Below are 23,288 nucleotides of genomic sequence, written 5' to 3' on the forward strand. Positions count from 1 at the left end.
GCAATCCATTGACGGGGAATGATCCCCCCGCCTTATCACACACTTTTGCTATTTCTGCGCCCTAAGCTACGGCGTTTTTTCCAGCACCGCCTTTCCTTTGGCGACATATTGCATATCGCCAATATCGGCTACAGTATATTTACCATTTTTATAGGTAATTTTGACTACCGCAGCGTTGGCCAGTGGCATATTCTTTGCCGGGCTGTCGGTCATATCTGAAATCATCATCAGCATGGAAAGCCCGGAAGAGACGGCCAGTACATTTTTATCCCCGGCTTTTAACGCATCCTGCACCATCGTATGCAACGCCTGCTGCGTGCGGACTTTCACCTGGGCAGCGTTTTCTGCTGCTTGTTTCTCGTCAATTTGGCTGATGGCGTCTATCACGATAGGCACTGTTATATCGCCCGCCGTCATCGCCGCCAGCATAGCCTTACTGTCGGCAAAGCCTAATTTTTTCGCGGTAGCATTGAGCATATCCGCGTTCGGCAGCCCTTCAAAACCGCCGAAGAACACCTCGCGCAAACCGCGAAGCTCCACCACCGGCGCCTGGGGCTGGCCCATTTCCTGCAGGATAATCTGCATGGTTTCCCGTTGCCGCCCGGCATCACTGGTGTAATAACGGCTGAACGGGATATCCTTTAACCCGGCGCCAAGGTAGCGGGCGGTCTCAATGCCGGGAGCGGTCAATGGCGAATCAACCCACCCTTGCACGCGATCGTAATTATTGAGCACCGTTTTCCCGTGGCGGGCAAAGTAAATATTAACGCAGTCTTCCCCTGCGGCGGCCGCGTTATTGATTAATGCCGTTGAAACGGCAAGCAAAGAAATGAATAACCATTTTTTTATGTTCATCTTATATTCCTCATTGAATAATAGGCACAGAAAAACAGGTACTACAGATAAAAATGAATTTATTAAAAGCAAAAAAAACCCAACCCTATATGACCAGTGGCGAATAGGTTTGGGTTTTGCCTGTCGTTAAACAGTAACAATCCAGTTTCAGTGAGACTAACACATCAGGAAAAGAAGAAAATATACTTTGTTTTCATCGGGGGTAGTTTCGTGATCGGTTTCGCACTCTTTATTTATTTTCTGCCCCAAATAATTCAGGTAATAGAAAAGTGTAACGCCGTAAGCGCCTGGCGCTTACGGCCAAATAAAACAACCCAGCAGCAAAAATATCGCGATGGCGGCCTTAGCCCATCCAACGGCTGATCCACTGGATGCCAAACGCGCCCGGCGCCAGAATGCCGAAGGCCCAAATCATCGCCGAAGCCAGATTGGCCGGCTGGAAGTAACGCTGCGGCATGGCGCAGATCCCCCCGACCAACGGCACCACCGCCCGCAGCGGGCCAAAGAACCGGCCGAAGAAAATGCTCATCACGCCCCAGCGTGCAAAGAACGCATGGCCACGCGCCAACAGCTTGGGATTACGGGAAAGCGGCCACATATGCGCCACGCGATCCTGATAGTGGTAGCCCACCCAGTAGGAAAGCCAGTCGCCGAAAAACGCTCCGGCCGCCGCCGCCGCCCAGACCGGCCAGAAAGCGATGCCGCTTTCGCCGATCAGCGCCCCTAGCGCCAGCAGGATCACCGTGGCCGGCAACAGCAGCGACAGAAAAGCCAGGGATTCGCCAAATGCCAGGAAAAAGATAATCGGGATCGCCCAGCCTTCATGCTGACGTACCATTTCGCTGACCCAGTGGATCACATCATTCAGACTCAATGCACACTCCTTCAATGGGGCTGTCCTGCGCACAGAATAAGGAATCGCGCCCCGTGCCGTTTAAACACCGGTTAAACATAACGTATTTCCCGGCGGGCGGGCTAAACGGCAGGCTCCAGATAGCGTTCTTGCAGCACGTCACGCTGTTGCGGCCCCAGGCCATACTCCGCTTCCAGCCAGCGCGCCGGCGAACCGTACTGTTCGCGGATGCAGCCAAGGGCGGTGGTCAGGAACTCTTCGCGCGCGCCGAGCACGTAGGCAAACTGGGCCAGCGCCGCGGCGTTCAGGCGGCACGAAAGCTGTTCCAGCATCTGTTCGCGGAAGGCCGCCAGCGTGGTTTCGGTCAGCAGGTAATCCTCCAGCACCGTGGCCTCATCCGCCCCAAGGGCCAATAGCACCAACGCAGAACCGATGCCGGTGCGGTCTTTGCCCACGGCGCAGTGCTGCACAATAGCGCCGTTTTCCGTTTGCATCAGCAGAGCGGCCAATTGCCGGTAGGCTGGGTTATTGAACGGCAGGCGGCGATACAGCTGCAGCATAAAGGCCCGGCTGTCAAAAGCCGCCAGCACCTCGTTGTTCAGCTTTTCCAGATTGGCATTCACTTCGCTGCTCAACGGGTTGGCCGGGAAATGATGGTAATCGGCGCCGGGCCACAGCACATCCGGCTTATCCTGCACTTCATCGCTGTCGCGGTAATCCAGCACGGCGCTGACCGGCACGCTGGCCAAAAACGCACAGTCACGCGGCGTTAAGCGATCGAGCGCGCCAGCGCGGAACAGCAACCCACGCTTGATACGGCGGCCATTAGCAACGCTGTTGCCGCCTAAATCACGAAAGTTGATGCCGCCCTCGAGCGGAGCCAGTGAAGGGTGAAGCAGAATCTGAGCGGTCATAGACATCCTCGTTATTGTTGTCGACAAACAGCGCGATACAGGCAGCGGATACATCCCATCACAATACACAGCAGGCTGCGCAGATGGCGCCAGTGCCTGCCACCGTAACAGATTATGATGAAATGAAAAATGGGCCGCAGCGGCGGCCCATTGGCAACGAGGCGGGTTACAGCAGGCAGCGTGCGGCTTCCACCACGATTTGCACCGCGTGGGTTTCGGTTTGCTTCATGGTTTGCGCATCCGGAATTTCCTGCTGGGTGCGGTTGACGATCACCCCGGCCACCATCCCGGCGCGCAGCCCTTGGCTGGCGCACATAGTCAGCAGGGTGGCGGATTCCATTTCATAGTTCATCACGCCCATCGCCTGCCATTCGGCCATTGAGCCCTTGAAACGGCTTACCACCCGGCCGGAATACGTATCGTAACGTTCCTGGCCGGGGTAGAAGGTATCGGAAGAAGCGGTCACGCCGATATGGGTCGTGGCGCCGCTGGCTTTCGCCGCCTCGACCAGCGCGGTGGTACAGGCAAAATCGGCAACCGCCGGGAACTCCATCGGCGCAAAGTGCAGGCTGGCACCATCCAGGCGCACCGCCGCCGTGGTCACCAACACATCGCCCACGTTGATTTCAGGCTGGATCGCGCCGGTAGTGCCGATCCGCAAAAAAGTACGGATGCCCAACTGTGCCAATTCTTCCACCGCGATCGAAGTAGAAGGGCCGCCGATGCCGGTTGAACACACGATGACGGGCTTGCCGTCGAGTTCCGCCCGCCAGGTGGTGAATTCACGGTGGGAAGCCAGATGCACCGGGTTTTCCATCAGCCTGGCGATTTTTTCTACACGTTGCGGATCGCCGGGGACGATCGCCAATTGCGCCCCCTGCAAATCGGATTTGGTCAGGCCAAGATGGAAGACATCTGATTGAGACATACCGGAGCCCTCATTATTCATGTTTAGTCGGAGGAACAAAAAAGCACTCTACTGAAAATCCATCGCCAATTTCGTGACGTGAATCACTTGTTAACAGAAAACGAATTTCAGAATACATTTTTATTGTAATTATCATCACAAAATTAACGACCATTACCCCCTGGCACAGTGTCCGCGTGGCCAAGCGGCAGGCCAGGCGCAGCGGCCTTGCACGCGGTAGCCTAAGCGCGCCCAACGCCATTGCCCGGCGGCGAACAGGGTGGGGCTACCAGCGTGCGGAATCGAGCCTATAGTTAATAAGATCCCGCCCGTTTTCCTTTTACACGGAGACCACGATGAAAACCGAGAGCCAAACGACGCAACAGCAAAGCCAGCAGGGCTTCAGCCCGGCCGTCAAACCGTTGGCCGCCACCACCCGGCACACCGACGAACAGGGCATTCACGCCGGCGAAACCACGATCCCGGTGCAGAATGAATCCCTGCCGGCCTACCTTGCCCGGCCCGATAACCAACGAGGCCCCTTCCCGGTGGTACTGGTGGTTCAGGAGATCTTTGGCGTTCATGAACATATTCGGGATCTGTGCCGGCGGCTGGCCAAACAGGGCTATCTGGCAATCGCCCCGGAGCTGTACTTCCGCCAGGGGGATGCCAGTAACTATAGCGATATCAGTGAACTGTTGCAGAATCTGGTGAGTAAAGTGCCGGACAACCAGGTGCTGATGGATCTGGATCATACCGCCCACTGGGCCCTGCAGCACGGCGGGGCGCCAGGTAAGCTGGCGATCACCGGTTTTTGCTGGGGTGGGCGCATCGCCTGGCTGTATGCAGCGCATAACCCGCAGTTGAAAGCGGCCGTCGCCTGGTACGGCAAGCTGGTCGGTGAGAAAACCCTCAATACGCCGAAACACCCGGTGGATATCGCCACCGAACTGTCAGCGCCTGTGCTGGGGCTGTATGGCGGCCAGGATACCGGCATCCCGCTGAACACGGTGGAAACCATGCGCCAGGCGATCCGCGCGGCGAATGCCGACGCCGAGATCGTGGTTTATCCCGAAGCCGGCCACGCCTTTAACGCCGACTATCGCCCCAGCTACGATGCCGAAGCCGCCGCCGATGGCTGGCAACGGATGCTGGCCTGGTTTGCCCGGCACGGCGTCACCGGCGAGCCCCAGGCCTAAGCCGCGGCGGCGCATGTTATAGCTGCAAAGCGCCGAATGCGCCGCACCAGTCGTGCTCAAACTTTTCCACCGCGGCCTGCACCGCCGGCGCGGTGATGAACTGTTCCGCCACGTCGACCGGCAAGGTTATCGCCCCGCAGCCCGCCAGCAGGCAATCCAACGCCTGGCGCGGTGTTTTAAAACTGGCCGCCAGCACCTGGGCGTGCGGCGCATGCAGCGTGAGCAATTGTTGTAATTCGCGTACGGTGGCAATGCCGTTGCCGCCCTGCGCATCCAGCCGGTTGACGTAAGGCGCCACGTACTGCGCCCCCGCCAACGCCGAAAACAGCCCCTGCGCGGCGCCGTACACCGCAGTGCCCAGCGTCGGTATGCCCATGCCCTTCAGCGCCTTGATGGCCGCCAGCCCTTCCGCCGTGGCCGGGACTTTCACCACCAGCTCCGGTACCCGTTCATGCAGTAATACCGCCTCTTCCACCATGCGGGCCGCGTTATTGGCCAAAACTTGGGCAAACAGCCGGCCTTCACCGCCTAACGCATCACGCAGCGCCGGCAGCACGTCCCACAACGGAGTGCGTGAATTGGCGACGATGCTCGGGTTCGTCGTCACCCCTTGCAGAGGCAGAATGCGCGCCAGACGCTTGACGGCGCTGACATCGGCGGTATCGAGATAAAGTTCCATAATGGTTCCCCACAGCTAAACAAAGGGGCGCCCGTGCGCCCGGAATAAATTACAGTTCAAGTTCCTGTTGCAGCAGGCTAACCACCTGCTGGGCGGAGTCTGCGTTGACCAGTGCGGCGCGAAAGCCTTCATGCATAATGCGCCGGGCCAGTTTGGAGAAAATACGCATGTGCTGATCGCCCGCGGCGTGTTTGTTCAGCGTCAGCATAATGACGAACTGTGCTTCTTCATCGCCCCACGCCACCGGGCGGGCCAGTTTGGCCACGCTGATGGTCGATTGTTCAATGTGCTCCGATTTGGTGTGCGGGATAGCGAAGCCAAACCCCAGCCCGGTAGAGAAGACCGCCTCGCGCGCCCATACATCGGCCGCCAGTTTGCGCGGATAGCGGCAGCGCCCGGCCAACAGCAGGTTATCCACCATGCCTTTGATCACTTCCTCCTTGCTGCGCCAATCGGCATCAAGGGCAATGCATTGAGGGGTGATCAACGGCGCATCGCTTTGTTCCATACGGAACTGCGCCAGCAGGTGTTCCACCGCCAGCGACGTGCGGCAGGCCATGGCGCGGTTGAGCAACAGGCGGCACTCGCGGCTGTCGAGCTTCGCCAGCCGCGCCTTGGTGGCCGGGATCGCCGGGGCGCTCATGCTGATTTCGTCCAGCCCCATCCCCACCAGCAGCGGCAGCACCGAGCCTTTTGCCCCCAGTTCGCCGCACAGGCCAATCCATTTGCCCTGCCGATGCACTTCGCGCACCGCATAATCCAGGCTGCGCAAAAACGCCGGGTTGAGGCTGTTGTAATGCTTGGTCACCTTGGCGTTATCGCGGTCCACCGCCAGCAGGTACTGCGTCAGATCGTTGCTGCCGATGCTAAAGAAATCTATTTCTTCGCAGCACTGTTCAATGATGAACAGCACGGAAGGCACTTCCAACATGATGCCGAGCGGGATCTTTTCATCAAACGGCACCTGCCCGCCGCGCAGCGCCTGTTTTACTTCGGCCAGTTGATCCTTCACCCACAGGATCTCTTCCATCGAAGAGATCATCGGGATCATCACCTTCAGCGGGCCGTGGGCGGAAGCGCGCAGGATGGCACGCAGCTGGGTGCGAAACAGCGGCAAGAATTCCTGATAGATGCGCACTGCGCGATAGCCGAGGAACGGGTTGTTTTCCGCCGGAATGTTGAGGTAATCCACCGGTTTGTCGCCGCCGATATCCATGGTGCGCACGATAATCGGTTTGCCGGCGGCCGCTTCCACCGCCTGGCAATAAATGTTGTACAGCTCGTCTTCCGTCGGCGCCGTGGTGCGGTCCATATACAGCATTTCCGTGCGGAACAGGCCTATCGATTCGGCGCCGTTGGCAAACGCGGCTTTGGCCTCCACCGCATGGGCGATGTTGGCCGCCACTTCCATCCGCACGCCGTCGGCGGTGTGGGCCGGTGCGGCCAGATAGGCGCTTTGCTGCTGGCGCAGCTGTTCACGCAGCCATTGTTCCTGGAGGTAATAGCGCCGTACCGGTTCGTTAAGATCGCAGGCGACCAGCCCCAGATCGCCGTCGATCTGTACCTGTTGATTCAGGTAGGGCTGCAACGCGGCGGCGTCAGCGCCCACCAGCGTCGGGATATTGAACGAGCGTGCCAAAATTACGGTATGCGAGGTGCTGCCGCCGCTGCCCAACAGCAGCCCTTTCAGATAGCGTTTGTCCAGCTCCAGAAACTGGCTCGGCGTCAGATCGTCAGTCAGGCAGATGCTGTCTTCATGCAGCGCCTGCTGGCAGGGGAAACGCTGCTCGCCGTAAATCTGCTGCAGCAGTTGGAAGCACAGATCGCGGATGTCCAGTTCGCGCTCGCGCAGGTAGGCGCTGGCGGACTGCGCCAACTGCTGGCTAAAGTGGGCGGCGGTGGCGACGATAGCCGCGGCGCAGCTGGCGCCTTGCAGCACGCCGTCCAGCAGGTGCTGGCGGAAGGCCGCATCGCGCAGCAGTGAACGGTGCGCCTCCAGCACGGCCGTGGCGGTGCCAGCGCCGGCCATCAGTTGCAGCTCCAACGCTTTGCTTAAACAGGCCAGGCCGTCGGCCAGCCGTTGCTGTTCCTGCTCAACCCCGGCCGACGCCGGCAGCTCGCCCAGCGCGCTGAGATCGACCCGCGCCAAATGCACCAGTTTGCCGAGCGCCGATCCCTGGCTCACCGCTTTAGCGCGCAGCAAGGTGGGTTGCAGGTTGGCCAGCGCGGCCGGCACCAGCTCCAGTTCATCAGCCCCCGCTTCCTGCGGCAGCGGTTCGTCGCAATGCGGGAATTCATGGGTAATGAAGTGGCTCAGGCGCTCAAAGGCACCCTGCTCATCTTCCCCTTCAATCGTCACCTGGCATTGGTCACCGAGCAGGATATCGGCACCGATCAGCGACAGCACGCTTTTACCATCCCCCGTGATGCCGGTACGCGGGTTATGCCAGTGAAAGTGCGAGCTAAACCCGTTGCACAGGCTTTCAATGTGGCTGGCCGGGCGGGCATGGATGCCATTGGGCAGCGAGCAGGTAAACGTCACGATTTTGGCCATTGATATTTCCTCATATCAAAGCAGTGCCGGAAAGCACCGGTTTGCCACAAGGATAAGAGCCGCCGCCCGGCAACGGCTAGCGGACAAAAATGCCAAAAACTGGACAAATGTAAGATATCGGCATAAATGCGAACTGGCTCACAAAGCGGTTCACACAGGCGGATTTTTATCCCGCCGCACAATTTGCGTTGGATCTCACTTTTCCCCTGACATTACAAAAATCCAGTAAATGGCAACTTTATCCACTGTTGGCGCACAGGGCGCTTGCCTATTGTGTTAGGCAACAACCTTTCTCCAGCAAGGGTTATTGTTCCTGATGGTTTCTGTACTCAGAGCACGCTGGTTAACACCGGGGGAATGAATGATGAAAGAGCTGATAAACATCCTAAAAAATACGCGCCAGCACCTGATGACCGGCGTATCCCACATGATCCCGTTTGTGGTGGCCGGCGGCATTTTACTGGCGGTTTCCGTCATGCTGTACGGCAAAGGGGCGGTGCCGGACGCCGCAACCGATCCCAACCTGAAAAAGCTGTTTGATATCGGCGTCGCCGGCCTGACGCTGATGGTGCCTTTCCTGGCGGCTTACATCGGCTACTCCATCGCCGATCGCTCCGCGTTGGCCCCGGCAGCCATCGGCGCCTGGGTGGGCGCGTCCTTCGGCGCCGGCTTCTTTGGCGCCATTATCGCCGGCCTGCTGGGCGGGACGATCGTGTTTTACCTGAAGAAGATCCCGGTGCCGAAGATCCTGCGTTCGGTGATGCCGATCTTCGTGATCCCCATCATCGGCACGCTGCTGACGGCCGGCATCATGATGTGGGGGCTGGGTGCGCCAATCGGCGCGCTGACCACCGGCCTGACGGAATGGCTGCAGGGCATGCAGCAAGGCAGCATCGTGGTGTTGGCGATCATTATGGGGCTGATGCTGGCCTTCGATATGGGCGGCCCGGTGAACAAAGTGGCCTATGCCTTCATGCTGATCTGCGTGGCGCAGGGGGTTTACACCGTGGTCGCCATCGCCGCCGTGGCGATCGCCACCCCACCGCTCGGGCTGGGGTTCGCCACCCTGATCGGCCGGAAATATTACACCGTAGAAGAACGCGAAGCCGGTAAGGCCGCCATTTTGATGGGCTGTGTCGGCGTCACCGAAGGGGCAATCCCGTTCGCCGCCGCCGATCCGCTGCGCGTGATCCCGGCGATTATGATCGGCGCCGCCAGCGCGGCCACCACTGCGGCCCTGCTGGGCGCACAGTGCTATGCCGGCTGGGGCGGGCTTATCGTGCTGCCGGTGGTGGAAGGCAAGCTGGGCTTCATCATCGCGCTGCTGGTCGGTATGACGGTAACGGCACTGCTGGTTAACCTGCTCAAAAGTTTCGCTGCCAAAAAACAGGCGGCGGCGGCAAAAGAGAGCGATCTGGATCTGGATTTTGAAATCAACTAAACCGCGCCCGTGCGGGCGGCAAACGCCGATAAGACGGCGCTTTGCATACGAAGGAGATAATCATGGCTAACATTATTGCTGTAACCGCTTGCCCATCCGGCGTCGCCCACACCTACATGGCCGCCGAAGCCATTGAACGCGCGGCGAAGGCCAAGGGCTGGCAATGCAAGGTAGAAACCCAGGGTTCCATCGGGCTGGAAAACGAACTCACGCCGCAAGACGTGGCCGCTGCCGATCTGGTGATCCTGACCAAAGACATCGGCATCAAGCTTGAAGAACGCTTCAAAGGCAAAACCGTGGTGCGCGTGGCGATCAGCGACGCGGTGAAACGTGCCGACGCCATCATGGACAAGATCGCCGCACACCTGGCGCAAACCGCCTGACCGCCAGCCCCGGTGCGCCTGCGCCGGGGTTGTTTGCCCGTTCCGTAGGAAGAAGGATTACCCTCATGACATCCCGTATCGAACGCCTGAAAGCCGCCCTGTTTTCCGCCCCGCGCGAAATCTCGCTGGAGCGGGCGCTGCTGTACACCGCCAGCCACCGCCAGACCGAAGGGCAACCCACCCTGCTGCGGCGGGCCAGAGCCACGGCGCATATCCTCGATCACGTGGCGATCGGCATCCGTGATGATGAACTGATCGCCGGCAACCGTACCGTCAAACCGCGCGCCGGCATTGTGTCGCCGGAGATGGACCCCTACTGGCTGCTGCAGGAGCTTGATACCTTCCCTACCCGCCCACAGGATCGCTTCGCCATTTCTGAACAGGATAAGCGCGTATACCGCGAACAGCTCTACCCTTACTGGGCACAGCGCTCCATGAAGGATTTCATCAACGACCAGATGCCGGCGGCGGTCAAGGCCGCCACCCAGACCCAAATTTTCAGTATCAACCAGACCGATAAAGGCCAGGGGCATATCATCATTGATTACCCGCGTTTATTGAATAACGGCCTGGATGCCCTGCTGGCCGAACTGCAGCACTATGTGGCGCAGCAGCCGGACAACGCCTTTTACCAGGCGGCGCTGCTGCTGTTGCAAGCGTCACAGCGCCATATCCTGCGCTACGCCTGCCTGGCGCAGCAGATGGCGGCGGCGTGCGAAAACACCGCGCGCAAGGCGGAACTGCTGCGAATCGCCGACGTTTCTGAACGGGTGGCCCATCAACGGCCGCAGGATTTTTATCAGGCCTGCCAGCTGTTCTGGTACATGAACATCATCCTGCAGTATGAATCCAACGCCAGTTCGCTGTCGCTCGGCCGCTTCGATCAGTACATGCTGCCGTTCTACCAGGCTTCGCTCAACCAGGGTGACGATCCGGCCTTCCTGCGCGAACTGCTGGAAAGCCTGTGGGTGAAGTGCAACGACATCGTGCTGCTGCGTTCCACCGCCAGCGCACGCTACTTCGCCGGCTTCCCTACCGGCTACACCATTTTGCTGGGCGGCCTGACGGAAACCGGGCGCAGCGCAGTCAACGTGCTGTCGTTCCTGTGCCTGGACGCCTACCAAAGCATCCGCCTGCCGCAACCGAACCTTGGCGTGCGGGTGAATGAATTTATCGATCGGCCGTTCCTGCTGAAAACCGCCGAAACCATCCGCCTGGGCACCGGTATCCCGCAGGTGTTCAACGATGAGGTGGTGGTGCCGGCATTTCTCAACCGCGGCGTCACGCTGGAAGACGCGCGCGATTACTCGGTGGTGGGCTGCGTGGAGCTGTCGATCCCCGGCCGCACCTACGGCCTGCATGATATTGCGATGTTCAACCTGCTGAAGGTGATGGAGCTGGCGCTGCTGGAAAACGAAGGCAACGCCGCGCTGACCTATCCGCAGTTACTCAGCCAGATCCGGGAAAAAATCCGCCACTATGTCAGGCTGATGGCCGAAGGCAGCAACGTCTGCGATATCGGCCACCGCGACTGGGCACCGGTGCCGCTGCTGTCGTCGTTCGTGGAGGATTGCCTGCAAAACGGCAAAGACATTACCGCCGGCGGCGCCCGCTATAACTTCTCCGGCGTGCAGGGTATCGGTATCGCCAACCTAAGCGACTCACTGTATGCCCTTAAGGGACTGGTGTTTGATCAACAGCGCCTGAGCTTCGATCAGTTGTTGGCCACGCTGAAAGATAACTTTGCCAGCCAGGAAGGGCAGAAAATCCGCGCGCGGCTGATCAACCGCTTTGATAAATATGGCAATGATATTGACGAAGTTGACCTGATCAGCGCCGAACTGCTGCGTTTTTACTGCAAAGAGGTGGAACAATACCGTAACCCGCGCGGCGGCCAGTTCACACCGGGTTCGTATACCGTTTCCGCCCACGTCCCGCTGGGGGCGGTGGTCGGCGCGACGCCGGACGGGCGGCTGGCGGGCGAGCAGTTGGCGGACGGCGGGCTTTCACCGATGCTGGGCCAAGACGCGCAGGGGCCAACGGCGGTGCTCAAATCGGTCAGTAAGCTGGACAACTACCTGCTGTCCAACGGCACCCTGCTGAACGTGAAGTTCACCCCCAGCACGCTGGAAGGCCAGGCCGGGTTGAACAAGCTGGCGGATTTCCTCGGCGCCTTCACTAAGCTCAAACTGCAGCATATCCAGTTCAACGTGGTGAACGCCGAGACGCTGCGCGCCGCCCAGGCCAGGCCGCAGGACTACGCCGGGCTGGTGGTGCGCGTCGCCGGTTACAGCGCATTCTTCGTTGAGCTGTCGAAGGAGATCCAGGATGACATCATCCGCCGTACAGCGCATCAACTGTAGCCTGATTGCGCCCGGTGCAGACCGGGCACCCAGCGGGCCGCAGGGCCATATCTTCAACATTCAGCGCTATTCGCTGAATGATGGCCACGGCATCCGCAGCGTAGTGTTCTTCAAAGGATGCCCGCACACCTGCCCGTGGTGCGCCAACCCGGAATCCATGTCGCCGCGCCAGCACATCGTGCGGCGCATGGCCAAATGCCTGCACTGCCAGCCCTGTTTGAACGATCCGGACGAATGCCCAAGCGGGGCGCTGGAGCGCATCGGGCAATTCATCGGGCTGGAGGCCCTGCTGAAACAGTTACTGAAAGACGAGGTGTTTTACCGCACCTCCGGCGGGGGCGTAACGCTCTCCGGCGGCGAAGTGCTGATGCAGGCGCCCTTCGCCGGGCAACTGCTCCAGCGCCTGCGCCGGTACGGCATCCACACGGCGATAGAGACCGCCGGCGACGCGCCGCTGCCCAGGCTGTTGCTGCTGACGGAACATTGCGATCAGGTGCTGTTCGATCTGAAAATCATGGACGCCAGCACCGCAAGGCGCGTATTGAACATCAACCAACCGCGGGTGCTGGCCAACTTCGCCGCCCTGGCTGCACGCGGCGTGGCCCTCACCCCTCGCGTTCCCCTGATCCCCGGCTACACCCTCTGCCAGGAAAATGTCGCGCAGATACTGGCTTTTCTGGCCCCTTTCGCGTTAAAAGAGATCCATCTGCTGCCGTTCCACCAATACGGCGCGGCCAAGTATGAACTGCTGGGGCGCGATTACCCGCTGCGCGACGTGGCGCCGCCAACCGAGCGGGACATTGCGCCGTTGCGCGCCATGGCCGAAGCGGCAGGATACCGGGTGGTGACCGGGGGTTAACGCAAGGGGGTTGGCATGTCGATTAAGTTGGTGGCGGTAACCGCCTGCGTCAGTGGCGTTGCGCACACTTATATGGCGGCCGAAAAGCTGGAAAAGCTGTGCGCGCAGGAAAAATGGCCGCTGAAGGTCGAAACCCAGGGGGCGCTGGGGATTGAAAACCCCCTGACGGAGCAGGATCTGGCACAGGCCGATGTGGTGCTGCTGATCACCGATATCCAACTGGAAGGCAGCGAGCGCTTCACCCACCGCCGCTGCGTGCAAACCGCCATCAACACCTTCCTGTGCCAACCGGAAAAAGCTTTCAGCGCGGTGCGTAAAGCGGCTACCTCACCGCAGGAAACCCATATTCTGGTGGAATAGCCGCCTATTCCCGTTCGCTCAGTTCGCTGCGGTATTGCCCGCGGTATTCCGATGGCGAACGTTCGGTGTTTTTGCGGAAGATGCGGCAGAAATAGTTGCTGTCGACAAAGCCGCAGGCGTGCGCCACTTCCTTCACCTTCATATCGTAACGCTTGAGCAGGTGTTTGGCCTGCTCCAGGCGCACATGGTTCAGGTATTCATTGAACCCGACGCCGCCGGATTTTTGGAACAGGTGGGAGAGGTAGTTCGGGGAGATATAAAACGCCTGCGCCACCGATTCACGAGTTAGCGGCTCGCGGTAGTGTTCTTCCAGATAGTCGCGCACCGCGCCAAACAATGCCTGGCTGCGCGAGGCGGTTTGTACCGAAGAGCTGAACAGATCCAGCGCATGGCTCAGCAACCCTTTGACCAGAAAACGCGCGGTGGGCTGATCGCTCTGGTGCCAGGCCAGTTCGGTCAACGCCTGCAGCATAAATGAACCGACGCGTGGCCCACGGCGCCCGACGTTGCCTTTCCCCAGCGGCACCGTGTTCTGCCCATCCCATTGTAATAGGCTGTAGCCCAACTGTTGTTTGCCGAAAAGCAGGCTCAGCGTCGTGACCGGCCGCTGCCAGTTGGGGTTGTTCCAGCCGCGCGCCGGCACAAACAGCACATCCCCCGGCAACAGCCGCTGTTGCTGCCCATCACCCTGGCTGCCTTGCCACGTCATATCCAGTTCCCCACTCAGCACCAGCTCCAGGCGGGGAAAGTTTACCTGGTAGGCCAGCGCTGGCGCCGGCTGCTGGTTACCCGCAAAATAGACCTGCCGAACCCCCGACGGATCGTCAAGCAACGGCGTCAGCACCGCTTCAAGCGGATGTTTCATGTGTCACACCTTTCATCCCAGAAAAGATAACGCCAGATGATAACGGATAGCGGCGAGCAAAAAGTGGGGGCAGAGCAACAATTTGAGCAATAATGGTGCAAGTAGCGGCACTTTAAGCATGGCTTTTAGCTGACGCGGCGATAATGTCGTCGTCATAACGCCGTCGTTTTCTGTGGCGCGATAGCCGGTCAGAACCACAGGCACAAAAAAGGGCGCCGAAGCGCCCAACATCGTGTATCCATCAAATGACAATACGCTACGGCCCAGCGGCCGTAGCGCGGTACTTATGCCTGTTCGCGCAGGCGTTTGGCCGCCAGCACCATGTTTTCCAGCGACAGCCGGGTTTCCGGCCAGCCGCGGGTTTTCAGGCCGCAGTCCGGGTTCACCCACAGGCGCTCAGCCGGGATGTTCTGCGCCGCTTTGCGCAGCAACGCTTCGATCCATTCCACGCTTGGCACGTTCGGTGAGTGAATATCGTAAACGCCTGGGCCGATTTCGTTCGGGTATTCAAACTCTTTGAACGCTTCCAGCAGATCCATATCAGAACGTGAGGTTTCGATGGTGATCACGTCTGCATCCAGCGCCGCGATAGAGTCCATGATGTCGTTGAACTCGCAGTAACACATATGGGTGTGGATCTGCGTATCATCTTGTGCAACCGCTGCGTTGAGCTTGAAGGCATCCACCGCCCAGCGCAGGTAAGCCGCCCAATCAGATTGGCGCAGAGGCAGGCCTTCGCGCAGTGCAGGTTCATCGATCTGGATGATGCCGATACCGGCTTTCTCCAGATCCGCCACTTCGTCACGCAGCGCCAAGGCGATCTGCTTGGCGATCACTTCGCGGCTGACGTCTTCACGCGGGAACGACCAGCACAGGATGGTTACCGGCCCGGTCAGCATCCCTTTCACCGGTTTGTCGGTCAGCGACTGGGCAAACTTGGCCCATTCGACGGTGATCGGCTGCGGGCGGCTGATATCACCGATGATGATCGGTGGCTTCACGCAGCGGGAACCGTAGCTTTGCACCCAGCCGTTCTGGGTAAAGACGAAGCCGTCCAGGTTTTCACCGAAGTATTCCACCATGTCGTTACGCTCGGCTTCGCCGTGCACCAGCACGTCCAGCCCCAGGCGTTCCTGCTCGGCGACCGCTTGCTTGATGTGCTCGCCAATGCTGGTGCGGTAGTTGTTGCCGTCCAGGCGGCCCTGTTTGAAGTCCAGGCGCAGGCCGCGGATTTCAGTGGTCTGCGGGAAAGAGCCGATGGTGGTGGTCGGCCAGGCCGGCAGATTGAAACGCGCACGCTGCGCTTTCGCACGTTCAACATACGCATGCTGGCGTTCGATATCGCGGGCGGTAATGGCGGCCAGGCGGTTTTCCACCTGCGCATTGTGCACACGGGTGGATTCACGGCGTGCACGGATTGGCGCGCTGTAGGCATCCAGTTGTTTCTGTTTATCGGCATCCGGCGCATTCAACGCCTGGGTCAGCAGCGCCAGCTCGGCACATTTTTGCAGTGCGAAGGCAAACCAGCTCTTCACTTCATCGTCCAGGCGGGTTTCCACGCTCAGATCGATAGGGCTGTGCAGCAATGAGCAGGAAGTGCCGATCCACAGCGGGCGGCTACCCACCAGCGGTTGCAGACGATCAGACCAGTTGCTCAGATCGGCACGCCAAACGTTGCGGCCGTTGATCACGCCCAGGGACAGCAGCCAATCTTGTGGCAGCGCTTGGTTAAGCGCGGCAACGTCGTCGTGGCCGGCAACCAGATCCACATGCAGCCCTTGTACCGGCAGCGCACGGATGGTGTCCAGGTTATGGCCGATGCTGTCGAAGTAGGTGGTCAACAGCAGTTTTACCTGGCCTTGCAGCGCTTCATACGCCGGTTTGAAGGCGTTCAGCCATTCCTGCGGCAGCTCCAGCACCAGCGCAGGCTCATCAATCTGCACCCACTCAACGCCGCGTTTCGCCAGTTCGGCCAGCACTTGCTGATAAACCGGCAGGATGTCTTTCAGTAATGACAGGCGATCGAACTGCTCGCCTTTCACTTTGCCCAGCCACAGGTAGGTTACCGGCCCCAGCAGCACAGGCTTGATTTTGTGGCCCAGCGCCAGCGCTTCGTCAACTTCGTCCAGCAGTTGGGTCCAGCCCAGTTTGAACTGCTGGCCTTTTTGGAATTCAGGCACCATGTAGTGGTAGTTGGTGTTAAACCACTTGGTCATTTCCGCTGCGGCGGCAGGTTCGCCGGTTGGCGCACGGCCACGGCCGATGCGGAACAGCGTATCCAGATCGATAGAGCCCTCTTTGTTTTGGTGGCGGGCAGGCACGTTGCCCAGCAGCAGGCTGGTGGTCAATACGTGATCGTACCAGGCGAAATCGCCGACCGGCACCAGATCCACCCCGGCTTGCTGCTGCTGTTGCCAGTGGCGAGCGCGCAGCTCGCGGCCAACCGCTAACAGTTCTTCCTGCGTTGAGTTACCTGCCCAGTAGCTTTCCTGCGCTTTTTTCAGTTCACGACGCAGACCAACGCGTGGAAAACCCAGTGTGTGATTCAAAATTGCCATCGTCATATTCCCATTTAGCCGTCCAGATGTTTACACATCTATAATCAGCAGGTACTGTATTAACCACAAGCGCAATTTATTCACTGTCACTGTGAAGGACTCTCATGATCGAACTGAAACACTTAAGGACATTGCAGGCACTGCGCAATACTGGTTCGCTGGCCGCTGCCGCTGCACAACTCCATCAAACCCAATCGGCGCTTTCGCACCAGTTCAGCGATCTGGAGCAGCGCCTGGGGTTCAAACTGTTCGTTCGTAAAAGCCACCCCCTGCGTTTTACCGCCCAGGGCGAGATCCTGCTGCAGTTGGCAGAACAGGTTTTACCGCAGATCCAGCAGGCGCTGCAGGACTGCCGCGAGCCGCATCAGGCAACGCTGCGCATCGCCATTGAGTGCCACAGCTGTATCCAGTGGCTCACGCCGGCGCTGGACAATTTCCGCCAGAGCTGGCCGCAGGTGGTCATGGATTTTAAATCCGGCGTGACGTTTGATCCACAGCCGGCGCTGCAGCAGGGCGAGCTGGATCTGGTGATGACATCCGACATTCTGCCGCGCAGCGGGCTGCACTATTCGCCTATGTTCGATTTTGAAGTTCGGCTGGTGCTGGCGCCGGACCATCCTTTGGCGGCCAAGGCGCGGATTGAACCGGAGGATCTGGCGGATGAAACGCTGATGATTTACCCGGTGCAGCGCCAACGGCTGGACATCTGGCGCCACTTTTTGCAGCCGGCGGGCATCAGCCCGGCGCTGAAAAACGTCGATAATACGCTGTTGCTGATTCAGATGGTGTCCGCCCGCATGGGCATTGCCGCCCTGCCGCACTGGGTGGTGGAAAGCTTCGAGCGCCAGGGGCTGATCGTCACCAAAACCTTGGGCGACGGTCTGTGGAGCCGGCTGTATGCGGCGGTGCGCGACGGCGAACAGCGCCAGGCGGTAACCGAGGCCTTTATTCGCTCGGCGCGCCAGCATGCGTGCCAGCACCTGCCGTTCGTACGCGACGCCGGCCGCCCAGGGGCACCGGCGCTGACCACGCTACAGGCCTCACCTTAGCTTTCTTCGATACCCCTCACCCTAACCCTCTCCCACAGGGAGAGGGGATCGTCCGGCGTCGGTTGTGGCCCTCACCCTGGCCCTCTCCCAAAGGGAGAGGGAATCGTTCGGCATCGATTGTGGCCCTCACCCTGGCCTCTCCCAAAGGGAGAGGGAACCGTTCGGTGTTGAGTGGTGGCCCTCACCGTGGCCTTCAGGGGACTGTTTGGCGTTGGGTTTGGCCATTGCAGTGCGTATTACAGCAAACGCGGCTTCCCTTTTGAGCACCGGACGGCTTTACTCCCTCTCCCTGTGGGAGAGGGTTGGGGTGAGGGAAGCGCGACTCAGCTTTTGCTGTTCGGCGCCACCCAGCGGCGGTGCACCCATAACGAAGCGACAATCACCGCGCCGCCGATCAGGAAGCTCGGCCAATGCGGCTGCTGCTGCCAGATCGCCAGGTTAACCAGCAGCCCGGCGGGCACATGCATATTATTCATGATGCCCAGCGTACCGGCATCCACCTGGGTAGCGCCGTAGTTCCACATGAAGTAGCCCAACCCAGAGGCCACGACGCCCAGCCAGATCAACACCCCCCACTGCAGGCCGGTGGTCGGCAGTTGCTGCGGGTTGCCCCACAGGCACCAGGCGAATACCGCCACGATCAGCGCCCCCAGGTAGAACCAGGAAAAGGCGGTATGCTGCGGCAACGGATGCACTTCCATCAGGCGCTTATAGCCCACCATGCCGATAGCAAAGCAGATATTCGCCGCCTGCACCAGCAGCAGCCCCCACCAGAAATGCTCGCTCACCTGGTGATAACGGATAATCGCCGCGCCCAGCACCGCCAGCAGCGCGCTCAACACATAGCTCCAGCGTGGGCGCCGGCGGCTAATCACATCGTAAATCAGCGTGACATACAGCGGCGTCAGCACGGTAAACAGCAGGAATTCCGGCACCGTCAGGTACATGTAAGCGCGGAAGCTGAACAAATACATAATGCCAAGCTGGAAAGCGCCGACGATCATGTACAGCAGGATCACGCGCGGCCGGATGTTGCGCCAGCGCAAGAACGGCAGAAACACCAGCGCCGCCAGCCCGATGCGTATCAGCACCGAAAACCAGCTATCCACCTGCCCCGCCAGATATTCGCCAATCAGGCTAAACGAGAACGCCCATAAAATGGTGGTAATAACTAGAAGAAACACGTCAGTTTCACCCTAATATACCCTTCATACTTCAAGTTGCAGGTACGTTGGCTTGGTTACTCGGCCCATCCCTGGGCCTCACCCCTTTGGGGCCAGCGCTAGCGCTGTTCAAAAACGCTTTTTCGTTTTTGTCCTGCAACTCGAATTATTTAGAGTATGAGTCAGAAAAGGCGATTGTAACGGAAGGCGGGCGGCCATGTGGCACAAAGGCGGTTGACGTCTGTTTGAAAATTACTCTTATCGCAAATTTAGCGCGTTGGGTTATGCTTAAGGCAGGGAGAACATGATGAAAACACCAGCACTCTTTATCGCTTTGCTACTGCTGGCCTGGCAGGCCGGAGCACAAAATCTGAATGCCGCTGCCGGCATGCAACCGTTAAATCAGGACAGCGTACAACAGCAGCGTATGTTGGATAACCAACAGCGGGAACAGCGCCGTTTGCAGCAGCAACGCCAGTTTGACGCTAACCAACAGCGGCTGCAGCAAACATCCCCCGGTAATAGCCGGTTGATCCCTAACAACAATCAACCGCGCTCCCCGTTTGATCGCAGCGCGCCGTCCGTGCCGCAGGCGCCGCTGCCTACCGCCCCCGCCGGTTAATCACGCAAAGTCAGGGCCGATCAAATCGATCCGGTCGGTACAGATGCAATCAACGCCCCAGCCCAGCAATTGGCGCGCACGTTCCGGGCTATTGACGGTATAAACCAGGATCCGCAGCCCGGCGGCTTTTAGCGCATTAACCCGCTCCGCCGTTAGTTCACGATGGTTGATGTGCAGCGACACGCAGCCCAACCGTTCGGTCAATGCGCGCCAGCAGTCGTCCCAGGCATCCAGCAGCAGGCCACGTGGTAATTCAGGCACCGCCGCCTGTGCCGCCGCCAACGCCTCAACGGAAAAGGATGACAGCAACGGATCGGCCTGCCCTTGCCACAATAAACGCGCCGCCTGCGCCACCGTGCGGCCGGTCACCTCTTCCGCGCCGGTGGTCGGTTTAATCTCGATATTAGCCATCATGCCGTGTTGCCGGCAACGTTCGGCCACCTGCGTCAGCAGCGGCAGGGCTTCGCCTTTAAACGCAGCGCTATACCAGTTGCCGGCGTCCAGTTGCACCAGCTTTTCCCAGGGCAGCTCGCCCGCCACGCCCCAGCCGTTGCTGGTGCGCTCCAGGGTATCGTCGTGCAATAGGAAAATTTGCCCATCCTGGGCCAACTTGGCGTCAAATTCGATCATCCGGTGTCCGTGGCGGGCGCCGACATCGATCGCCGCCAGCGTATTTTCCGGCGCCAGAGAACCACCACCGCGGTGGGCGACGATGTGAGGATAAGGCCAGGCAGTCGTCATTATTCAATCCGTAACCCGCTATGGGTATCAAAAAAGTGCAGCGCCTGCGCGGGCAGCTGCACATAGAGTGTGCTGCCGACAGACGGCATGGTTTCATGGCTCAGACGCGCGATCACACCGTTGCCGCCCCACTGCCCGTGCGCCAGATTATCGGCGCCGAGCAGTTCCAACGTTTGCATCACCAGCGGAAGGCCGCCCTGCTCATGCGTAGTCAGTTGAATATGCTCCGGCCGAATGCCCAACGTCAACTGGCGCCCGCTCCATTCCGGCCGGGCCTGCGGCAACGGCAGCAGCGTGCCATCCGCCAGTTGCAACTGCTGGCCGTTGATGCTGACGGTCCCCGGCAACAGGTTCATCGCCGGCGAACCGATAAAGCTGGCGACGAACAGCGAAGCCGGGCGTTGGTACACTTCGCTCGGCGTGCCAATCTGCTCGGCCACGCCTTTGTTCATCACGATCACCCGCTGCGCCAGCGTCATCGCCTCCACCTGATCGTGCGTCACGTACAGGCTGGTGGTCTTCAGCCGCCGGTGCAGTTGCTGCAATTCCAGGCGCATCTGCACGCGTAGCTTGGCGTCCAGGTTGGACAAAGGCTCATCAAACAGGAACACCGCGGGTTCGCGCACGATCGCGCGCCCCATCGCCACGCGCTGGCGCTGGCCGCCGGACAGCTCGCGCGGTTTGCGCAACAGCAGCGGCCCCAGTTCCAGAATGCGCGCCGCTTCCTCCACCCGCTGGCGAATGTGCGCTTTGCCAAAGCCGCGGATCTTCAGGCCGTAGGCCATGTTGTCGTACACGCTCATGTGCGGGTACAGCGCATAGTTCTGGAACACCATGGCGATGCCGCGGTCCTTGGGCTCCAGGTTGGTTACCCGCTCGGTATCAATATAGATATCGCCACTGCTGACGCGCTCCAGGCCGGCCACCATACGCAGCAGAGTGGATTTGCCGCAGCCGGATGGGCCGACCATCACAATAAACTCGCCGTCGGCCACATCGAGATCAAAAGGCTGAATCACCGCGGTTTTGCCGTCATAAGATTTGGTGACTGCCTGTAATTTTAAACCTGCCATTGCGGGTATACCCTTATTTCTCACTATCAACCAGGCCGCGCACAAACCAGCGCTGCATCAGAAGCACCACCGCCAGCGGTGGCAATAAAGTCAGGAACATCGCCGTCATCACCTGGTTCCACTGCGTCGGCGCGCCGGAGGTGGAAATCATGCTTTTGATACCGGCCACGGCGGTGCCCATCTCCGCATCGCTGGTGATCAGCAGCGGCCACAAGTATTGGTTCCAGCCGTAAATGAAAGTGATGACAAACAGCGCGGCCAGATGGGTCTTCGACAGCGGCAGCACAATGTCCCAGAAAAAGCGCATCGGGCCGGCGCCGTCGATACGCGCCGCTTCCAACAGCTCATCCGGCAGCGTCATGAAGAACTGGCGCAGCAGGAAGGTAGCGGTCGCCGAGGCCACCATCGGCAGCGTCAGCCCGGTGTAGCTGTCCATCAGGTTAAGGTTGGATATCACCTCGACCGTCGGGAAAATACGCACCTCCACCGGCAACATCAGGGTGAGGAAAATCAGCCAGAAGAACAGGCTGCGCAGCGGGAAGCGGAAATAAACGATGGCGTAGGCGGAAAGCACCGAGACGACGATTTTGCCGACGGTAATGCCCAGCGCCATAATCAGGCTGTTAAGCAGCAGCAACCAGAACGGCGCCTTGAGGTTGCCCACGCCGTTTTGCCAGATATAGCTGATGTTGTCCCACAGATGGCCGCCGGGCACCAGCGTCATCGGCACCTGAAACACCTGCTGATCGTCCAGCGTGGCGGCCACGAAGGCTACGTACAACGGGAACAGCACCAGCAGCACGCCGATAATCAGCACCACATGGCTGAAGATATCCAGCCCGCGTCGGTTCTCAATCATTGGTAACGCACCTTACGCTCAACAAAGCGGAACTGGATCACTGTCAGGCCAATCACCAGCAGCATCAGGATCACCGACTGGGCCGCCGAACTGGCCAGATCCAGGCCGGCAAAGCCTTCGCGATAAATCTTGTAGATCAGCGTGGTGGTGGACTGCACCGGGCCACCGCCGGTGGCGGCATCGATCACCGGGAAAGTATCAAAGAAGGCGTAAACCAGGTTCACCACCAGCAAGAAGAAGCTCACCGGGGTAATCAGCGGCAGCACCAGGTTGAAAAAACGCCGCACCGGGCCGGCACCGTCGATCGCCGCCGCTTCCACCAGCGAGCGTGGGATAGACTGCAACGCCGCCAGGAAAAACAGGAAGTTGTAGCTGATCTGCTGCCATACCGAAGCCAGCACCACCAGGAACATCGCCTGCCCGCTGTTTTGCGCATGGTTCCAGTCATAGCCCAGCCCATGCAGCACATAGGTAATCAGCCCCAGGCCGGGGTTGAACAGGAAGATCCACAGCACCGCCGCCACCGCTGGCGCCACCGCGTAAGGCAGGATCAGCAACGTGCGGTAGATGCGGCTGCCGCGGATCACATAGTCCACCAGCGCCGCCAAAAACAGGGAAACCACCAGCCCAATGCCCGCAACCAGAAAGCTGAATACCAGCGTGGTGTAAAACGAATCCAGGTACAGCGGATCGCTGAACAGTTGGCGGAAATTCTCCAGGCCGACGAACTGGCTGGAAATGCCGAACGGATCGAGAGTTTGTACCGAGTACCACAGCGCTTCACCGGCGGGCCATAAGAAAAAGACGGCGGTTATCAGCAACTGCGGCAGCACCAACAGATAAGGCAGCCAGCTACAGCCGAAACCAGGGCGGGACGAGGACATAGAGTTAACCGTTAGTTAGTTGGGCCGCGTTGCCGCCGCCCGCACTGCCCCCTCTTCCCGCAGGAGAGAGGAGGGGGATCGATCGTATTTGCCGCAAATAAACCGGC

At 59.6% G+C, this 23,288-nt stretch carries 22 protein-coding genes; 8 read left to right on the plus strand and 14 right to left on the minus strand.

The features are described 5' to 3' along the window. Positions 1-66: 66 nt before the first annotated feature. The 4 genes from AC559G_RS13105 to udp form a co-directional block, all read right to left on the minus strand. Complete coding sequence (locus AC559G_RS13105; protein ID WP_498912964.1) at positions 67-849, minus strand: histidine phosphatase family protein; 783 nt, start codon at positions 847-849, stop codon at positions 67-69. Between the two features lie 349 nt (positions 850-1,198). Continuing rightward, on the minus strand, positions 1,199-1,729 hold the full coding sequence (locus AC559G_RS13110) for a DedA family protein (protein ID WP_498912823.1): 531 nt from the start codon (positions 1,727-1,729) through the stop codon (positions 1,199-1,201). Between the two features lie 101 nt (positions 1,730-1,830). Continuing rightward, positions 1,831-2,622 carry a tyrosine-protein phosphatase gene (locus AC559G_RS13115; RefSeq protein WP_498912824.1) on the minus strand — a complete coding sequence of 264 codons (792 nt, stop codon included), beginning with the start codon at positions 2,620-2,622 and terminating at the stop codon, positions 1,831-1,833. A 166-nt stretch (positions 2,623-2,788) separates the two neighbouring features. Further along, positions 2,789-3,550, minus strand: a complete 762-nt coding sequence (gene udp, locus AC559G_RS13120; RefSeq protein ID WP_498912825.1) for a uridine phosphorylase — start codon at positions 3,548-3,550, stop codon at positions 2,789-2,791. A gap of 335 nt (positions 3,551-3,885) precedes the next feature. Between udp and AC559G_RS13125 the strand changes: the two genes are divergently transcribed. Continuing rightward, positions 3,886-4,728, plus strand: a complete 843-nt coding sequence (locus AC559G_RS13125) for a dienelactone hydrolase family protein (RefSeq protein ID WP_498912826.1) — start codon at positions 3,886-3,888, stop codon at positions 4,726-4,728. A 16-nt stretch (positions 4,729-4,744) separates the two neighbouring features. Here AC559G_RS13125 and fsa read toward each other — a convergent pair whose 3' ends face one another. Both fsa and ptsP read right to left on the minus strand, forming a co-directional pair. After that, complete coding sequence (gene fsa, locus AC559G_RS13130; RefSeq protein WP_498912827.1) at positions 4,745-5,407, minus strand: fructose-6-phosphate aldolase; 663 nt, start codon at positions 5,405-5,407, stop codon at positions 4,745-4,747. Positions 5,408-5,456: 49 nt separating this feature from the next. Further along, positions 5,457-7,961 carry a phosphoenolpyruvate--protein phosphotransferase gene (gene ptsP / locus AC559G_RS13135; protein WP_498912828.1) on the minus strand — a complete coding sequence of 835 codons (2,505 nt, stop codon included), beginning with the start codon at positions 7,959-7,961 and terminating at the stop codon, positions 5,457-5,459. 364 nt (positions 7,962-8,325) lie between these two features. Between ptsP and AC559G_RS13140 the strand changes: the two genes are divergently transcribed. The 5 genes from AC559G_RS13140 to AC559G_RS13160 all read left to right on the plus strand — a co-directional run bounded on the left by AC559G_RS13140 (position 8,326) and on the right by AC559G_RS13160 (position 13,367). Continuing rightward, positions 8,326-9,402, plus strand: coding sequence for a PTS fructose transporter subunit EIIC (locus AC559G_RS13140; RefSeq protein ID WP_095848991.1), 1,077 nt, complete (start codon positions 8,326-8,328; stop codon positions 9,400-9,402). Between the two features lie 62 nt (positions 9,403-9,464). Next, positions 9,465-9,785 carry a PTS fructose-like transporter subunit IIB gene (locus AC559G_RS13145; protein WP_095846302.1) on the plus strand — a complete coding sequence of 107 codons (321 nt, stop codon included), beginning with the start codon at positions 9,465-9,467 and terminating at the stop codon, positions 9,783-9,785. A 65-nt stretch (positions 9,786-9,850) separates the two neighbouring features. Beyond that, positions 9,851-12,148 (plus strand): glycyl radical protein, encoded by a 2,298-nt coding sequence (locus tag AC559G_RS13150; protein WP_498912829.1) that lies wholly within the window; start codon positions 9,851-9,853, stop codon positions 12,146-12,148. Beyond that, the gene (locus AC559G_RS13155; protein ID WP_498912830.1) at positions 12,114-13,007 is read left to right on the plus strand and encodes a radical SAM family protein; all 894 of its coding nucleotides are present in this window, start codon (positions 12,114-12,116) and stop codon (positions 13,005-13,007) included. The genes AC559G_RS13150 and AC559G_RS13155 overlap by 35 nt, the downstream gene beginning before the upstream one ends. 15 nt (positions 13,008-13,022) lie before the next feature. Continuing rightward, the gene (locus AC559G_RS13160; protein ID WP_095846305.1) at positions 13,023-13,367 is read left to right on the plus strand and encodes a PTS fructose-like transporter subunit IIB; all 345 of its coding nucleotides are present in this window, start codon (positions 13,023-13,025) and stop codon (positions 13,365-13,367) included. A 4-nt stretch (positions 13,368-13,371) separates the two neighbouring features. On the opposite strand, the gene AC559G_RS13165 is transcribed toward AC559G_RS13160, so the two are convergent. The 3 genes from AC559G_RS13165 to metE are packed head-to-tail and all read right to left on the minus strand — an operon-like array spanning position 13,372 to position 16,790. Continuing rightward, positions 13,372-14,232, minus strand: coding sequence for a helix-turn-helix domain-containing protein (locus tag AC559G_RS13165; RefSeq protein WP_438598177.1), 861 nt, complete (start codon positions 14,230-14,232; stop codon positions 13,372-13,374). Between the two features lie 12 nt (positions 14,233-14,244). After that, on the minus strand, positions 14,245-14,463 hold the full coding sequence (locus tag AC559G_RS13170) for a hypothetical protein (RefSeq protein ID WP_498912831.1): 219 nt from the start codon (positions 14,461-14,463) through the stop codon (positions 14,245-14,247). Positions 14,464-14,516: 53 nt separating this feature from the next. Next, positions 14,517-16,790 carry a 5-methyltetrahydropteroyltriglutamate--homocysteine S-methyltransferase gene (metE, locus tag AC559G_RS13175; RefSeq protein ID WP_498912832.1) on the minus strand — a complete coding sequence of 758 codons (2,274 nt, stop codon included), beginning with the start codon at positions 16,788-16,790 and terminating at the stop codon, positions 14,517-14,519. 104 nt (positions 16,791-16,894) lie between these two features. Here metE and metR point away from each other — a divergent pair, with 104 nt between their 5' ends. Further along, positions 16,895-17,839, plus strand: coding sequence for a LysR family transcriptional regulator (gene metR / locus AC559G_RS13180; RefSeq protein WP_498912833.1), 945 nt, complete (start codon positions 16,895-16,897; stop codon positions 17,837-17,839). 323 nt (positions 17,840-18,162) lie between these two features. Here metR and AC559G_RS13185 read toward each other — a convergent pair whose 3' ends face one another. Continuing rightward, positions 18,163-19,023 (minus strand): carboxylate/amino acid/amine transporter, encoded by an 861-nt coding sequence (locus AC559G_RS13185; RefSeq protein WP_121552768.1) that lies wholly within the window; start codon positions 19,021-19,023, stop codon positions 18,163-18,165. Positions 19,024-19,306: 283 nt separating this feature from the next. Between AC559G_RS13185 and AC559G_RS13190 the strand changes: the two genes are divergently transcribed. Continuing rightward, positions 19,307-19,624 carry a hypothetical protein gene (locus AC559G_RS13190; RefSeq protein ID WP_498912834.1) on the plus strand — a complete coding sequence of 106 codons (318 nt, stop codon included), beginning with the start codon at positions 19,307-19,309 and terminating at the stop codon, positions 19,622-19,624. Here AC559G_RS13190 and ugpQ read toward each other — a convergent pair whose 3' ends face one another. From ugpQ to ugpA, 4 genes are read right to left on the minus strand one after another with little or no spacing between them, the layout of a single operon-like run. After that, complete coding sequence (gene ugpQ / locus AC559G_RS13195; protein WP_498912835.1) at positions 19,625-20,365, minus strand: glycerophosphoryl diester phosphodiesterase; 741 nt, start codon at positions 20,363-20,365, stop codon at positions 19,625-19,627. Then, complete coding sequence (locus AC559G_RS13200; RefSeq protein WP_279026059.1) at positions 20,365-21,438, minus strand: sn-glycerol-3-phosphate import ATP-binding protein UgpC; 1,074 nt, start codon at positions 21,436-21,438, stop codon at positions 20,365-20,367. The genes ugpQ and AC559G_RS13200 overlap by 1 nt, the downstream gene beginning before the upstream one ends. A 13-nt stretch (positions 21,439-21,451) precedes the next feature. Next, the gene (gene ugpE / locus AC559G_RS13205; RefSeq protein WP_121552771.1) at positions 21,452-22,297 is read right to left on the minus strand and encodes a sn-glycerol-3-phosphate ABC transporter permease UgpE; all 846 of its coding nucleotides are present in this window, start codon (positions 22,295-22,297) and stop codon (positions 21,452-21,454) included. After that, complete coding sequence (gene ugpA, locus AC559G_RS13210; protein WP_095846313.1) at positions 22,294-23,181, minus strand: sn-glycerol-3-phosphate ABC transporter permease UgpA; 888 nt, start codon at positions 23,179-23,181, stop codon at positions 22,294-22,296. The genes ugpE and ugpA overlap by 4 nt, the downstream gene beginning before the upstream one ends. Positions 23,182-23,288: the final 107 nt, after the last annotated feature.

The sequence above is a fragment of the Gibbsiella greigii genome (genome assembly GCF_039540155.1).
GTDB lineage: Bacteria > Pseudomonadota > Gammaproteobacteria > Enterobacterales > Enterobacteriaceae > Gibbsiella > Gibbsiella quercinecans.